The 15,346-nt window shown below is 58.1% G+C and carries 11 protein-coding genes; 6 read left to right on the forward strand and 5 right to left on the reverse strand.

The features are described 5' to 3' along the window. Positions 1 to 80 precede the first annotated feature (80 nt). Positions 81 to 1,166 carry a DNA replication/repair protein RecF gene (gene recF / locus GRI35_RS12225; RefSeq protein WP_160614905.1) on the forward strand — a complete coding sequence of 362 codons (1,086 nt, stop codon included), beginning with the start codon at positions 81 to 83 and terminating at the stop codon, positions 1,164 to 1,166. 64 nt (positions 1,167 to 1,230) lie between these two features. Here recF and GRI35_RS12230 read toward each other — a convergent pair whose 3' ends face one another. After that, positions 1,231 to 2,154 carry an OmpA family protein gene (locus GRI35_RS12230; RefSeq protein WP_160614412.1) on the reverse strand — a complete coding sequence of 308 codons (924 nt, stop codon included), beginning with the start codon at positions 2,152 to 2,154 and terminating at the stop codon, positions 1,231 to 1,233. A 231-nt stretch (positions 2,155 to 2,385) separates the two neighbouring features. Next, complete coding sequence (locus tag GRI35_RS12235; protein WP_202390559.1) at positions 2,386 to 3,084, reverse strand: arylesterase; 699 nt, start codon at positions 3,082 to 3,084, stop codon at positions 2,386 to 2,388. Between the two features lie 47 nt (positions 3,085 to 3,131). On the opposite strand from GRI35_RS12235, the gene GRI35_RS12240 reads away from it, so the two are divergent. Together GRI35_RS12240 and GRI35_RS12245 are read left to right on the forward strand one after the other, a co-directional pair. Next, positions 3,132 to 3,845, forward strand: coding sequence for an ABC transporter ATP-binding protein (locus tag GRI35_RS12240; RefSeq protein ID WP_290258201.1), 714 nt, complete (start codon positions 3,132 to 3,134; stop codon positions 3,843 to 3,845). Continuing rightward, positions 3,842 to 6,361 carry an ABC transporter permease gene (locus GRI35_RS12245; protein ID WP_160614414.1) on the forward strand — a complete coding sequence of 840 codons (2,520 nt, stop codon included), beginning with the start codon at positions 3,842 to 3,844 and terminating at the stop codon, positions 6,359 to 6,361. Before GRI35_RS12240 ends, GRI35_RS12245 begins: the two co-directional genes overlap by 4 nt. Before the next feature lie 18 nt (positions 6,362 to 6,379). Here GRI35_RS12245 and GRI35_RS12250 read toward each other — a convergent pair whose 3' ends face one another. After that, entirely contained in the window at positions 6,380 to 6,832 is a 453-nt protein-coding gene (locus GRI35_RS12250) for a DUF805 domain-containing protein (RefSeq protein WP_235900214.1), read from the reverse strand. Positions 6,833 to 6,964: 132 nt separating this feature from the next. Beyond that, complete coding sequence (locus GRI35_RS12255; protein WP_160614416.1) at positions 6,965 to 9,538, reverse strand: TonB-dependent receptor; 2,574 nt, start codon at positions 9,536 to 9,538, stop codon at positions 6,965 to 6,967. Between the two features lie 291 nt (positions 9,539 to 9,829). Here GRI35_RS12255 and typA point away from each other — a divergent pair, with 291 nt between their 5' ends. Then, positions 9,830 to 11,665, forward strand: a complete 1,836-nt coding sequence (typA, locus tag GRI35_RS12260) for a translational GTPase TypA (protein WP_160614417.1) — start codon at positions 9,830 to 9,832, stop codon at positions 11,663 to 11,665. 62 nt (positions 11,666 to 11,727) lie between these two features. After that, complete coding sequence (locus tag GRI35_RS12265) at positions 11,728 to 12,693, forward strand: hypothetical protein (RefSeq protein WP_160614418.1); 966 nt, start codon at positions 11,728 to 11,730, stop codon at positions 12,691 to 12,693. 236 nt (positions 12,694 to 12,929) lie between these two features. On the opposite strand, the gene GRI35_RS12270 is transcribed toward GRI35_RS12265, so the two are convergent. Then, positions 12,930 to 13,709 (reverse strand): SDR family NAD(P)-dependent oxidoreductase, encoded by a 780-nt coding sequence (locus tag GRI35_RS12270; RefSeq protein ID WP_160614419.1) that lies wholly within the window; start codon positions 13,707 to 13,709, stop codon positions 12,930 to 12,932. 104 nt (positions 13,710 to 13,813) lie between these two features. Between GRI35_RS12270 and putP the strand changes: the two genes are divergently transcribed. Beyond that, positions 13,814 to 15,289: a sodium/proline symporter PutP gene (putP, locus tag GRI35_RS12275; protein ID WP_160614420.1), complete on the forward strand. Its 1,476-nt coding sequence runs from the start codon at positions 13,814 to 13,816 to the stop codon at positions 15,287 to 15,289. The last annotated feature ends 57 nt before the right edge of the window (positions 15,290 to 15,346 follow it).

Raw genomic sequence — 15,346 nt, forward strand, 5'->3', positions numbered from 1 at the left:
TATTGGGATTTTTCACCAACTGTTAGATTTGCGGTTTGGAGTGGCGCGTGATCATGTCTCTGGCTAGTGCGAATTCACGCATGGCTCTCGACCAGATCACTCTCTCCCACTTCCGGAATCATGCCGAGACACGGCTTGATGACACGCGGCGGTTCAACCTGCTGGTGGGCGACAATGGCGCGGGCAAGACCAATGTACTGGAAGCAATTTCGCTGTTTGCGCCCGGGCGCGGGCTTCGGCGCGCTGCGCTGGCCGAGATGGCAGGCAGTGACGGTGATGGCGGATTGGCCATTGGCGCATCGCTAACCGCAGATCCAGATCAGGAGCCGGTTCGGCTCGGTAGCTATACCAAGGCTGCGCAACCGGGCCGCAGACTGGTTCGCGTCAATGGCAGCGAGACCAGCGCGGTAAGTCTGGGCGAATGGCTCGCGATAGGCTGGCTGACCCCGGCGATGGACCGGCTGTTCACCGATAGCGCTGGCGCAAGGCGGCGCTTTGTGGACCGGATGGCGCTTGCGGTCGATCCACTCCACGCGCGCCACGCGACACGGTATGAAGCCGCCCTGCGCGAACGCAACCGGCTGCTGAGCGACGATCGCCAGCCAGAGGCCGCATGGCTCGACGGCGTGGAAGCACAATTGGCGGAGCATGGCTGTGCGCTGGCATCGGGCCGCGCGGGCCTGATTTCGCGCATTATGGAGGAGCTGGCTACGCTCCCCTCGGAACCCTTCGCGCGCCCCGCGCTGTCTTACGCCGCTGGTGGTCCCATCATGCAAAGCGATCTGGCGGCGGCACTGCGCGATAACCGCCGCAAGGACCGCGCTGCCTCGCGTACACTCATCGGCCCCCACCGCGACGAGTTGGAAGTCGCGATGGAAGGCAAGAATGTTTCCGCAGCCAGCTGCTCTACCGGCGAACAGAAGGCGATGTTGATTGCGATAATCCTCGCCCACGCAAATCTCGCGGCACGGGGACGCCCCAATTTGCTGCTGCTCGATGAAGTCGCGGCTCACTTAGACCCGATCCGCCGCGGGGCCCTGTTCGAACGCCTGCGCGATAGCGGCGCGCAAGTGTGGCTTACCGGAACAGAACTAGCGCCGTTTGAGGCAATTCGCGAGGAAGCTGCGGTGTGGCGGGTTGAAAATGGTAAGCTGCAACGGGTCTAGGCCCGCGCAAAAATGGGGCGGACATCGCTGCCCGCCCCTCACTCTTATTCAACCGTTGTTGGGCTTAGATGCCGTCAACGCTTTTGCTGACGAGAATGTTCACTGCCACGCGGCGGTTCTGCGCTTTACCGGCCGCTGTATCGTTGCTGGCTGCCGGATCGGCTTCCGCCATCCCGGTGGGGGTCAGCATCCGGTACGGTTTCCAGCCGCATTGCTGCTGTAGATAGTTCACAACCCGGCCCGCGCGCTTCTCGCTCAGTTCCTGATTGGTCTCGTAGCTGCCGGTGGAGTCGGTGTAGCCGACGACCAGCAGCAGAGCATTGTCCATCGCACCCGCTTGCGATGCTGCACTGCACAGCTCGTTTCTGGCTTGAGCCGACAGATTGTATTTGCCTGTATCGAAATAGACGTTGGTCGTGCCTTTGAGGTTATACTGATCGATATCGCCGAACCGGCCGCGCAGGGCCTCGGTCGCGGCGGCATTTTTCGTAATTGCGGCACCTTGCTCGCCGAAGCGCTGGTCAGTACCGTTGCGGATCATGTTCGCAGTTCTGAGATCCTTGTTCTTTGCCTTGATCTCGCTGGCAAAAAGGCCGCCGTTCCATTCAACGGTCTCAACCGTGACGGGCAGGCCATTGAGTAGCGAATTCGCGCTCAATGTATCGCGGTCGAGACCCAGAAATCCGCCGCTTGCCTCGATAACCGTGTTTTCAGTTATGGTCAGCATCGTCTGCGCGCCATCGGCGCTGGTGACTTGCACCCTGTCGCCATTGCGCGCCGAAATGATGCCTTTGACTTCGGGCCCCTGGGGCGCAGTCTCGTCGGGCAACATGCGCTCACCCAATACAACAATGTCTTGGTCATAGGCAGCGGGCTCAAGCTGCTGAGCCGATACGCCCACAGGTAGAGCCGCTGCAAGCACAGCAAAACTAACAGGAATTCTGGAAATACTGGTTAGGGGTTTCACACTTTTTCTCCTAATATTCATTCAGAGCCGAACGCATATGCAGCGGGCTTGATCATCGGACCGTACGATTTTTGGCGTAAGCGGCTGTCAGAACCCCCTTCACCTCGCTTCACACAAAATGCGGCAAAGGCGCTGCGTGTTCCCGCCAGCCTTGCTGCCTTATGAACGGAATACGCAATATCCGGACGATCCGAGCGAACCATGCGGCAAACTGTAGAATAGGACCCGCCCAGCACCCCTTAACTGCCGGAATTATTCCTCAGGCAACGCCCGCACCACCGCTTCCACGGTTGCACCGACCAGCGTTTCGATCCCTTCCTCGGTGGGGTGCACCCTATCACTCTGGATCATTTCCGGCTTTTGATAGATGGATTCGAGGAAGAACGGGACCAGTTCAGCACCATATTGCTGCGCCAGTTGCGGATAAATACTGTCGAATTCATTCTGAAACTCGGCAAAATTGGGCGGTGCGCGCATGCCCATCAGCAGGACGGGGATCTCGCGCTTCTGCAGCTCTTGCAGCATCGCTTCGATATTTTTGCGGGTTTCGGTAACCGGAAGACCGCGCAGTAGATCATTGCCGCCCAGCTCAAGGATAAACAGGTCGGGCTTGTCCTGCTGCCCGTCCAGCGTAAAAGTCAGGCGCTGCAGACCCGCGGCAGTGGTGTCGCCCGATACGCCGGCATTGGTCACGCGGGCATTGATCCCCTTCGCACGCAGGGATGCTTCGAGCTTGGCGGGGTAACTGTCTTCCGACGCGACATTATAGCCCGCGAACAGGCTGTTACCGAACGCCAGAATGCGCCGCTCCGGCCCCATTACAGGCTGCTCGGTCGCGGTATCACGTGAAGCCTCTGTCTCGCTCTTGGGCGCAGGTGCCTCGCTGCCACAGGCAGCCAGAAGCAGCGCGGACAATAATACTGGAACAATCGACAAACGGCGTAGTTGCATCGGTGAGCCTCCTTGCTCGTACCCTTTTCCTATGCGATTGGACTTCAGTGGCAAGTCAAAACTCTATTTCCGCCCGAAATCTCACGCTGACTTATGATCCGGACAAAAATCCGGTCGAAGTCCTACGCGGGATCGATCTCGATGTGGCAACTGGCGAGGTGCTGGCGCTGCTCGGCCCCTCCGGTTCGGGCAAAAGCTCGCTTATGGCTGTGCTGTCCGGCCTTGAACGTGCCTCTGGCGGCGATCTCACCGTTGCCGGGCAGGATTTCACCACGATGGATGAGGACGGGCTAGCGAAAGCACGGCGCGGCCATATCGGTATCGTGTTGCAGGCATTCCACCTGCTGCCCACCATGACCGCGCTGGAGAACGTCGCGACACCGATGGAATTGGCGGGCGATCCGGATGCCGCAAGCAAAGCCAAGGCGGAACTGGAAGCGGTTGGCCTAGGCCACCGGCTCGACCATTACCCAACACAGCTTTCGGGCGGGGAACAACAACGTGTGGCTATCGCCCGTGCGATTGCCCCGGGACCGGAACTGATCTTTGCCGACGAGCCGACCGGCAACCTCGACATCGCAACTGGCCATGACATTATCGAATTGCTGTTCCAACGCCGCGAAGAGACCGGCGCGACGCTGGTCGTTATTACGCACGATGTTGAACTCGCCGAACGCTGCGACCGCATTGTGACGATCGGCGACGGTTTGATCGCCAAGGACAGTAAGCCCAAAACCAAGCCGGGCACCAAAGCCGCGTGAGCGATACGATTTCCTGGGGCACCGCATGGCGTATTGCCAAGCGCGATCTGAATGCGCGCTTCAAAGGACTGCGGCTGCTTTTGGTATGCCTGTTTCTGGGCACCGGCGCTCTGGCAGCTATCGGCACACTAACCGGCGCAATCGAAAGCGAACTGGAAGGCCGCGGGCAGGAATTGCTGGGCGGTGATCTGGAAGTCGAGGTTTGGCAGCGTGATCTGCTGGATGAAGAGAAAGCCGCACTGGAAGAATTGGGCGAAATTTCGGGCGGAACGCGCCTGCAGGCCATGGCTTCTGCGGGTGAGAATGCAGCGCCGATCGAGCTCAAGGCTGTCGATACGAAATGGCCGCTCTACGGCACGCTGACTCTGGCCGATGGCAGCGAAGCATCTGCACCGACACCGGGCGAAGCTTGGCTTGGGCAAGGCGCGATTGACCGACTGGGCATTTCGGTCGGCGACACATTCCGCGTTGGCCAGGTCGAACTGACCGCCAAGGGCATTATCGGCAATGAACCCGACCGGCTGAGCGAAGGGTTCCAGCTTGGCCCGACAATTCTTGTCTCCGAAGATACGCCCGCCGCGGCAGGATTGCTCGCGCCCGGTGCGATGTATCAAAGCAAATACCGTGTGGCGTTTGAAAGTAACCGCTCTCCTGAAGATGTTCAGGAAGAGCTTGAAGAGCAATTCCCTAACGCAGGCTTCGACTTTCGCACACGCGACCGTGCATCCCCCGGGGCAGACCGCTTTGTATCGCGTATGGGCGAATTTTTGACACTGGTCGGATTGGCTGCACTCGTCATTGCCGGCATCGGTATCGGCGGCGGTGTATCGTCCTATCTGGAAGCCCGCCGTGCGAGCATAGCCACGCTCAAAGTGCTCGGCGCATCAAGCCGGGATATTGCGCGCATATACGCGCTGCAGATTGGCGCTGCTGCGCTGATCGGCAGCTTGCTCGGGCTGATCGCGGGTGTTCTGGTGACACCGCTTCTCGCGGCTGCGCTAGACGGCTTGCTTCCGGTCGATACCGGCTTTGTGTTCGAACCAGCTGCGCTTCTCATCGCCGCCGCATATGGCCTGCTGGTCGCACTCGTATTCGCCGCGACACCGATCCTGCGCGCCCGGCGCTTCCCCGCCATGGCCCTGATGCGTGCCCGCGTGGTGCCGCTCTCGCGAGATGGACGCGCACTAACATGGGTCATTGGCGGCATGGCCGGGATCATTGCGTTGGCGCTGTTGACCGCGCGACAACCGCTTCTGTCAGGCGGCTTCCTGCTCGGTGCCATAATTGTGCTGGGCTTGCTGGCCTTACTCGGCATCGGCATCCGCAAGCTGTCGGAGAAACTGCCCCGCCCCGCCAATCCGCTGATCCGCAATGCGATGGCCAATCTCCACCGCCCCGGATCATCGACCAGCGCGCTGGTAACGGCGCTGGGTTTCGGTCTCAGCGCCTTTGTTCTGCTCGCGGCGATCCAAAGCAGCATCGACGGCAATATCGACCGGCGCGTGCCCGAACAGGCGCCTGACTACTTCGTGCTCGATATTCCGCGCGACCGCGTAGGTGAGTTCGAGACTCTGGTTCAGGCCGATCAACCGGATGCGGCCATCCGCACGGTCCCTGCCCTGCGCGGCGCCATCCTTGCCTATGGCGCACCCGGCAACATGATCCGCGTGTCGGATCTGGAAGAAATTCCCGATGGCGCATGGCCCCTGCGCGGAGAGCGCGGGCTGACCTATTCAGACGAGCTGCCCATCGGCAATTCGCTGACCGAAGGCGACTGGTGGTCGGCGGACTACGCTGGAGAACCGCTGGTCTCGGTCGATCAGGAATTTGCGGCCGCCATCGATTTGCAGATCGGTGACCTTTTGACCGTCGGCGTCTTGGGTGTCGAAAAGACCGCCCGCGTGGCCAATTTCCGCCAGATCGACTGGGAGAATATGGGCTTCAACTACGTCCTTGTATTCTCCTCCAATGCGCTGGCCGATGCGCCGCATAATATCGCCGCCACCATCGAATTGCCCGAAGGCGCGCCAACCGGGCCTTTACTGCGGCAATTGGTCAAGGAATTTCCGTCCAGCTCGGTCATCGAAATCGGGCAGGTCTTGGCCGAGGCGCGGGTAATCCTCAGCCAAGTCGGCCTGGCGACATTTGCGGCAGCGTCCGTTGCCGTTCTTGCCGGTCTGGCCGTGCTGATCGGCGCCATCGCCGCGGCACGCGCCGCGCGCACCTATGACACGGTCGTCATGCGCGTGCTCGGTGCGAGCAGGCGGCAAGTGCTGGTCATGCAGCTCGCCGAATACGGGATATTGGCGATCATTCTCGCCGTTGTCGCGCTTGGTCTGGGCAGCGGGCTGGCATGGCTGGTGATCACCCAGCTGTTCGAGTTCGACTGGCTGCCCGACTGGCTCGAAGTGCTCGCCGTTCTGGGCGGCGGTTTGGTATTTGTGCTGGTCTTCGCGCTGGCCGGCTCGCTGCCATTGCTGAAAGCGAAACCGGCGCAGGCGCTGCGGGCGCTTTAAGCTGCGCCCGGATGCCTATTACTCAAAGGTAGATGCGCTTACAGGATCAAGCGGATCTTCGCCATATTTGTTGGGTCCTTTGGTTCCCGGCAAAGCCATCACCACGAGATAGGCGATGAATACCAGAAAGTTCAGGATCGGTACGAACGACAGGACAATATAGCCGACGTAAATCCACCCCGTCAGGTTCATATCGTGCAAGCGTCGGATCGATACTGCGACAGAGGCAACGCCGGTCAATATCAGCCAGATATAGGCCGGAATGAAAATCAACATCGCGAAGCCAAAACCGGCCCCCATTAGCGGACCCATCATCGCGCTGGTCGGGTCCAATGAAGACATACCACCCGCGAACAGAAACATCAGCGCGATCAGGGCAATGATAATAATCGCGTTGAGCAATACAAACATCCAGAACTCTCTGCGTCCCGAACGCCCTTCAATCAGCCGGTACAGTTTTCTGTACGGCATCAACATATATTCCATGATTAGTCCCTTCCCCCGTTAGTCCTGGGACTTAAAGCACCATATTTCCGTATTGCGCGCAATGAAAAAGGGGCCGCCTCGCGGCGGCCCCTTTTGCTTGATTGGCTAAAGTTCGGCTTAGAACTTGAAGCGAACAACGCCACCGTAAGTGCGCGGTGCGCTCGGGTAACCCGAAACCGTACCGGCCTGCGCCACACCGTCAAACACCGTAGTGATATATTGGTTGTTGAGCAGGTTACGCACGAAGGCACCAACTTCGATGCCGTTCTCCAGCTTCAGCGTCGTCGACGCGTTTACCAGGTTCACTTCACGGCTAAATATCTGGGTGTTGCCCAGTTGCGCGTTGAACGTCGGCAGGCCGTTATTGATCGGCGTGTTGCTTTCGTGATTGTAGTCAACACGCGTAACCAGCATGTTACCGCTCGCCCCGAATTCATGCGAGTATGTCGCCGAAGTAGAGATCGCGATTTCAGGGATACCAGCAGGCGTTACACCTGTCAGATCGCCCAGAACACTGCCCGGGAAATCATCGAACAGCGGATCAAGGTAAGTCATCGCAAATGTCAGGACCAGACCGTCAGCGGGATTGATTGTGCTGTCGAGCTCGAAACCCTTCACAGATTGCTGACCGGCATTTTGCAGAGCAAAACCGGTTCCGGTGAATGCCAAGCTTTGGAAGCCTTTGATCGTCTGATCGAAAACGGCCATGTTAACGCTTAGACCCGGCCATTGACCTTTAAAGCCGAGCTCGTACACTTCGGCATTCTCGGGACCAGCAAAACGTGAACCGCTGCGCAGGTTAGCAACAGCCAAGCCCGCATTGGTGATCGGCGAGTCAGGAGCAGCGAAGAACGATCCGCTCGGCCCCGCCACAAAATCTGCCGATGATGGACGGCTGTCACGAGACAAATTGACCGAGCTGGCTTTGAAGCCCGTGGCGTAGCTGGCGTAGATGTTGATCGAGTCCGACACCTGATACGCTACGCGGCCCAGATAAGTGAATTTGTCATCACGCGTTTTGCCATCTTCAACCGCATTCGGAATAGTCAGGAATGGCGGCTGGAACTGGAATGCTTGCAATCCAAGGAACGGGTTACCCGGTCCGGTTGCTGCTGCCAGCAATGCATCTTGGTTCGCTTGCGGGAGGGCTTGGAACTGGTCGCGGGTGGTGACAGTACCGCCTGATGCGAGAGTGATAAACGCGTCCACAAGGTTGACTTGACCAAGTGGATCGGGACTGTTCTGCGAAAGTGCAAAGTCTTTCTTGTCATCGGTGTAGTTGAAGCCACCCGTGATCACGAGACCGTCGAAAGGCTCGAAATCAACAGTACCGAAGATCGAGTAGGACGTATTGTCCATCGCGAAGGTTTCTTCGGACAGAAGCGGTGTGTTGAAAATAGTGTTCAGTTGAAGCCCAAGTCCTGTTTCAACAACGAGGAATGTGCCTGGGCCCGTTGGGGTCAACAGTTCGAACACGGTCCGGATATCGCTGCCGTTCTGGATCGCACTATCCTGCGTGATGCTTTCGTCGAAGTAATAACCACCAAGCAAGAAGTTGATCGGTCCGTCGAAATCCGAAGCTACGCGGAATTCCTGTGTGAACGTTTCAACCGACTGGTCACGGGTTTCCGTAGCAATCGATGCGCTGGTGTAATCAATGTCCGACAGGAAGAAGTTTTTCAGCTCACGATAGGACGTGATCGACGTGAATTGCAGCGTATCGGTTTCGTAATCCATCTGGATCGAGCCGCCGTAATTCTCGACTTCGTTCGTAGGGACAAAGTTCAGAAACGCGTCGTAGCTGAAGAAGTCGGTGCTCAATTGGCCGCCAACCGCATTGATCGCACCGGTAACCGGACCAGCGACAAGCGTGCTGACCTGGCAGCAGACCTCATCAATCTTCGAATAATCGGCAATCGCGCGGATCTTGAATTCCGGAGTTGGTTCAATCAGCAACTGGCCGCGTGTGGACCAGCGATTGCGATTGTTCTGCTCTTCATTCAGATTGACGATAGTCGCGTAACCGTCACGGCGGTTGTAGCTACCGTCGAGAGAGAACGCGATTGTGTCAGTGATCGGGCCGGTCACATCGCCTTTGATGACGACGTTGTTGAAATTACCGTAAACAGCTTCGACCGCACCACCGAATTCGAATTGTGGCTCACGCGTGACAACCGAAATGACACCGGCTGATGCGTTCTTACCGAACAGGGTTGACTGGGGGCCGTTCAGAACTTCGATGCGCTGAACATTGGGCAAATCGGACAAAGATGCGGCCGAGCGTGAACGGAATACACCGTCGATGAACACGCCAACCGATGGCTCGATGCCGAAGTTGTTATCGCCGTTACCAAAACCGCGAATAATGAATGTCGATGCCGACGATGTCTGCAACTGGCTGACGCGCAGCGAAGGCGCTACTGTTTGCAGGTCGAGAACGTCGCGAATTTGCGCGTCTTCCAGGGTTTGGCCGGTAGTAACGGAAACCGAAATCGGCGTTTCCTGCAATGTCTGCTCCCGCTTGGACGCAGTAACGATGATCACATTGTCATCAACGGCGCCCTCTTCCTCAGCGCCGTCATCAGCGTCTTGAGCAAATGCGACGGAAGGCATTGCAAGCCCGAGAGCAGCAACACCAGCGAACAGCGTAGCACGCGTGGCTACGCCAGAATTACGTGTAGTAATTTTCATGGATTCTCCCATCCTATGTTGTGATCGAGCCGCCCTTATGGTGAACGCTCCCCGATCCCAGTCTTAACTGTATGCATAGGTATGCCCTTAAAATCGCCGGAGTGAAAGCCTTACGTTACGTAACCTTTCGCGGTAACTCCCGTGCGCTATCCATTTGTTGCACATAAGCCACAGCCGATTTTACCCCGCAACGCTTGCTGTTTCACAGGCTCTCCGCTAGGGCGCGCGCCATATTACACAGATTATGCTGCGCCGCACAAAAGCCAGCACATAAACCGAAAGCACAAATCAATGTCCGCTAACCAGCGCAACGTGGCGATTATCGCCCACGTCGACCACGGCAAAACCACACTTGTCGACCAGCTTTTCCGCCAGTCCGGCACTTTCCGCGAGAACCAGCGCGTGGAAGAGCGGGCCATGGATTCCAACGATCTGGAAAAAGAGCGCGGAATCACCATTCTCGCGAAATGTACGTCGGTCGAATATGGTGAAGGCGAAAATGCCCGCCGGATCAACATTGTCGATACACCCGGACACGCAGATTTCGGCGGCGAAGTGGAACGGATTTTGTCGATGGTCGACGGCGTCATCCTGCTGGTCGACAGCAGCGAAGGCGCGATGCCGCAAACCAAATTCGTAACCGGCAAAGCGCTTGCGCTTGGCCTCAAGCCTATCGTGGTCGTCAACAAGATCGACCGTCCCGATGGCCGCGCCGAAGAAGTGCTCGACGAAGTGTTCGACCTGTTCGTTTCGCTCGACGCCAATGACGAGCAGCTCGATTTTCCGGTGCTCTACGCCTCGGGCCGTGACGGCTACGCCAGCGACGACATCAACGCGCGCAGCGGCGATCTGACCCCGCTTTTCGAAACCATCGTCAGCCACGTCCCTGCCCCGCAGGCCGACGTCGATGCGCCGTTCAAATTCCTCGTGACATTGCTCGACCGCGATAATTTCCTCGGCCGCGTCCTGACCGGCAAAGTCGAGTCCGGAACCATCAAGGTGAACTCGCCGATCCATGCGCTTGATGGGGATGGCAAAGTTATCGAAACGGGCCGCGCATCGAAGCTAATGTCCTTCGAAGGTCTCGACCGTGTGCCGGTTGAGGAAGCGAAAGCAGGCGACATCATCTCGCTGGCCGGCCTCACCGTTGCAACTGTGTCGAACACGATCTGCGATCCCGACGTGACCGAGCCTCTGCAAGCACAGCCGATCGATCCGCCAACATTGTCGATGCGTTTTGCCGTCAATGACAGCCCGCTGGCGGGCCGCGAAGGCACCAAGGTTACATCGCGCATGATCCGCGACCGCCTGGCCCGCGAGGCCGAAAGCAACGTCGCAATCAAAGTCACCGAATCCAGCGACAAAGACAGCTTTGAAGTCGCTGGCCGCGGCGAATTGCAGCTGGGCGTTCTGATCGAAACAATGCGCCGCGAAGGTTTCGAACTCGGCATCAGCCGTCCGCGCGTCCTGTTCCGCGAAGACGAGAACGGCAAACGCACCGAACCATACGAAACCGTCGTGATCGACGTCGATGATGAATATTCGGGCACCGTCGTCGAAAAGCTGGCCCTGCGCAAAGGCGAAATGACCGATATGCGCCCAAGCGGCGGCGGCAAGACCCGCATCACGTTCAGCGCCCCCTCGCGCGGCCTGATCGGCTATCACGGCGAATTCCTGACCGACACGCGCGGCACCGGCATCATGAACCGCCTGTTCGAGAAATACGGTCCGTATAAAGGCAAAATCGGCGGCCGCCAGAACGGCGTTTTGATCAGCCGCGAAAACGGTGAAGCCATCACCTATGCTCTCAACATGCTTGAGGAGCGCGGCATCCTGTTCGTGAAGCCGAAAGAGAAGCTGTATGAAGGCATGATCATCGGCGAAAACGCCAAGCCCGAGGACATGGAAGTCAACCCCATGAAATCGAAGCAGCTGACCAACTTCCGCTCAAGCGGCAAGGATGACGCCATCCGCCTGACCCCGCCCAAAGTGATGACGCTGGAACAGGCTATCGCTTACATCGACAATGATGAAATGGTCGAAGTAACCCCCGAAAACATCCGCCTGCGCAAAGCAACGCTCGACCCGAACGAGCGCAAGAAAGAAAAGAAACGCGCGGAGGATTAGAGCTCCTTTCAATTACACAACAACTCGTGCAACACTTCCTTTCTATTTTGGAGGGTTGAGTAATGGGGTGGAAAGGTACGGTTCGTTCGGTATCTGCAGCAATGCGCGCTGCAGAACGTGAAGCCGAGCGCAGAAGAAAAGCAGAATTTAAGGCCCAACAAATTGAAGAAGCAGGGCAAGCAGTCGATGATTGGAAACAGTATCTCGACGACATCATAAGCGTGCACACGGACAAAGCCGACGATATCAATTGGCAGAGCATTGCTAATGCTCCACCTTTAGTCGAGCCGAAGCCCGAGAAAAGGCACCAAGCGGAAGCGCTCGCCAACATCGAGAACTTCCAACCAAGAATATTTGACTTTGTTTTTGGCGGCACTTCGCGGAGACGCGAACGATTGGATGCGGCTCTTGCAGACGCTATCGCTGCTGACAGCGATGAGTTTGCGCGCAAACGCAGCGAGTATCTCATAGCTGAGCAGGAGCGCGAAGAAGATGCGCACCTAGCAACTCGCGTACTTGACGGAGAAAAGTCTGCATACAGCGAAGTGATTTCGGTGCTTTATGACGGAGAAGAATTGTACCTCGGACAGTCGATTCAATTTAAGATCGACGATAACTCAGTCCATGCCATGCCACTTGTTTCCGAAGCTGATGATATTGTTCCAACTTTTCGACTGAAGCAATTACAAAGCGGCAAGCTATCGAAAACAAAAATGCCGAAAGGCGAATTCAACGAGCTTTACCAAGACTATGTCTGCAGCGTTGCACTGAGACTTGCTGGGGATATCTTTGGTAATCTCCCGCTGGATGAGTGTCATGTGACGTGTTCTGCAACGATGCTAAACACTAAAACTGGGCATTTGGAAGACGCGCCAATATTATCAGTGCTTTTCGTTAGGGATACTTTTGAACGCTTAAACCTGAGCGGCCTTGATCCGTCAGACTCTTTGGCGAATTTCAATCACGAGATGAACTTTAGAAAGACCAAGGGATTTGAACGCATCGAACCTCTAAAGCCAACGGACTAAATGAGCAGGCCACCATAACGACCGCGAAGGCGACACTTGCCGGGACTGGCAACGTTACGGTCTAGCTGCGTGCTAAGTTTTTACGCGAGCCGACATCCACTTTTCAGTCCGAACTCAAAATCGCGTGGTAAACTGGATCAGCCACAATCAGTCCCTTGGATATATAAGCTATCCGAGGGTCATTCGCGCGCGCGCCATGTCTGGTTACACCGCGCTGCAAAGATTATCGAAGAAACCTACCCGAAGAAATTCGGCTGTCCGTTGGAGGCGCTGACACCGCCATCGACGGCCATATTCACACCGGTCACAAACACCGCATCCTCCGACGCCAGAAACGCCACCGGACCGGCGATTTCCTCCGGCTCTGCCGCGCGGCCCAGCGGCATGCGGTTCTTGATCGCTTTCATTGCGCCGTCATTGTCGGTTACGCCATCGGTCATGTCCGATCTGGTGAGCGAGGGGCACACGCAGTTCACCCGCACGCCCTGCGCGCCCAATTGCAGCGCCATCGCGCGGGTCAGATTGACCACCGCGCCTTTCGACGCATTGTAGATCGGCATCATCCAGTCGCCGCCAAGGCCGGAAACGCTGGCGATATTGATGATATTGCCCTTGGTCTTGAGCAGTTCCGGAATGGCCGAACGGCTGAGATACAGCACGCCTTTCACATTGATATCGATCACCGCATCGATGTCCTTGTCGCGCGCATCGGCAAGCTGCCCCATCCGCGCAATCCCGGCATTGTTGACCAGCACATCGAGCGCGCCAAACTGCTCGACCGTCTTGCGCACGATCCGCGCGGCAAATTCGGGCGAGCTGACATCGCCCTCGACAATCAGCGTGCGATCAGCATCCAGCGTCTCCGCCACTTTCTCGCAATCTGCACGGTTGCGCGAATTGAGCACAATATTCGCGCCTTCCTCGGCAAAGCGCCGCGCAATCCCCTCGCCAATCCCGCTGGAGGAGCCGGTGACGATGACAGTTTTGCCAGTAAAGCGAGCGAGGCCAGAGTTCATGTGAATGAGTCCTTTGAAAGAGTGGGCTGCGCTATCAATGCATGGGAAGCCATTTCGGTCCTGACCCATGGCCAGCCCCGCCCACCTTTGTTACGGAGCCGCGCATGGAAACCGGAACTTACATCTCGCTCGCGGCCTATTTCGTCCTGATGCTCGCCATCGGGCTCTATGCATGGCGCAAATCGACATCCGACAGCGAGGGCTATTTGCTGGGCGGACGCAATCTGCATCCGGCGGTGGCGGCGCTCTCCGCGGGCGCATCGGACATGTCGGGGTGGTTGCTGCTCGGCCTGCCGGGAGCGCTCTATGCCGCTGGACTGGTCGAGGCGTGGATCGGGATCGGACTGTTTATCGGCGCGTGGATCAACTGGATCGTCGTCGCGCCCCGCCTGCGCAAGCAGACTGAGGATCTGGGCAATGCGCTGACCATCCCGCAATTCCTCGCCAACCGCTTCCCCGACAAGGCCGTGGCGCTGCGTGTGACAGCCGCCATCATCATCGTGGCCTTCTTCGCGGTTTATACAGCGGCCGGACTGGTCGGCGGCGGCAAGCTGTTCGAGACGAGCTTTGCCGGACTATTCGGCGGATTGGGTTTGTCGGACTACATGATCGGCATCTGGATTACCGCAGGCGTGGTGCTGGCCTATACGATGGTCGGCGGGTTTCTGGCGGTCAGCCTGACCGACTTTGTCCAAGGCTGCATCATGGTGGTCGCGCTGGTGCTGATGCCGGTGGTTATCCTGATGGGCGGCACCGATCTGAACGCAGCGGCGCGCGCGGCAGAGGCGGCGGGCAATGCCAATTATCTCAGCCTGTTTGGCGGGCTGACGCTGGTCGGCTTCCTCAGCACCGTCGCATGGGGCCTCGGCTATTTCGGGCAGCCGCATATCATCGTGCGCTTCATGGCGGTCCGCTCGGTCGAGGCAGTCACAACCGCGCGCCGCATCGGCATGAGTTGGATGGGTTTGGCGCTGATCGGCGCAGTCGGCGTCGCCATCGCCGGACGCGCTTTTGCCGAGCAGAACGGCATCGTGGTGGAGGATCCGGAGACGATCTTTATCATCCTCGCGGGCACTTTGTTCCACCCGCTGATCACCGGCTTCCTGCTCGCCGCATTGCTTGCCGCGATCATGAGCACAATCAGCTCGCAGCTATTGGTCGCCTCCAGCAGCCTGACCGAGGATTTCTACCGCCTGTTCCTGCGCAAGGACGCCAGCGAGCGCGAGACGGTCAATGTCGGCCGCTTCTGCGTCCTGCTCGTCGCGCTGCTGGCGATAGCCATCGCGCGCGATCCCGACGCGCAGGTTCTGGGCCTCGTCTCCAACGCATGGGCCGGCTTCGGCGCCGCCTTCGGCCCGCTGATTATCCTGTCGCTGACATGGGACAAGATGACCGGCGCAGGCGCAGTGGCGGGTCTGGTAACCGGAGCAGCCGTCGTCGCAGGCTGGATCGCGCTCGGCTGGAACGCCGAATTTATGGGCGGCGCAGGGCTTTACGAGATCATCCCGGGCTTCGTGGCGGCGTGGATCGCGATTTGGGTGGTGAGCGGGGTGACGGGGAAGACTGTGGCATCCGCCTAGGCTTAACATTAATGCAACGCGCTAGCCCGGTTTGCGCCTAGCGAACCGCAAGGGCGA

Origin of the sequence: Pontixanthobacter aestiaquae, assembly GCF_009827455.1 — a bacterium.
Taxonomy (GTDB): Bacteria; Pseudomonadota; Alphaproteobacteria; order Sphingomonadales; family Sphingomonadaceae; genus Pontixanthobacter; species Pontixanthobacter aestiaquae.

What these genes read in the sequence shown, in the direction of transcription:
- recF (WP_160614905.1), top strand. Translation starts at nt 81, where the DNA reads ATGGCTCTCGACCAGATCACTCTCTCCCACTTCCGGAATCATGCCGAG.
- putP (WP_160614420.1), top strand. Translation starts at nt 13,814, where the DNA reads ATGGAAACCGGAACTTACATCTCGCTCGCGGCCTATTTCGTCCTGATG.
- GRI35_RS12230 (WP_160614412.1), bottom strand. Translation starts at nt 2,154, where the DNA reads ATGAATATTAGGAGAAAAAGTGTGAAACCCCTAACCAGTATTTCCAGA.
- GRI35_RS12255 (WP_160614416.1), bottom strand. Translation starts at nt 9,538, where the DNA reads ATGAAAATTACTACACGTAATTCTGGCGTAGCCACGCGTGCTACGCTG.
- GRI35_RS12270 (WP_160614419.1), bottom strand. Translation starts at nt 13,709, where the DNA reads ATGAACTCTGGCCTCGCTCGCTTTACTGGCAAAACTGTCATCGTCACC.
- GRI35_RS12235 (WP_202390559.1), bottom strand. Translation starts at nt 3,084, where the DNA reads ATGCAACTACGCCGTTTGTCGATTGTTCCAGTATTATTGTCCGCGCTG.
- GRI35_RS12250 (WP_235900214.1), bottom strand. Translation starts at nt 6,832, where the DNA reads ATGCCGTACAGAAAACTGTACCGGCTGATTGAAGGGCGTTCGGGACGC.
- GRI35_RS12265 (WP_160614418.1), top strand. Translation starts at nt 11,728, where the DNA reads ATGGGGTGGAAAGGTACGGTTCGTTCGGTATCTGCAGCAATGCGCGCT.
- typA (WP_160614417.1), top strand. Translation starts at nt 9,830, where the DNA reads ATGTCCGCTAACCAGCGCAACGTGGCGATTATCGCCCACGTCGACCAC.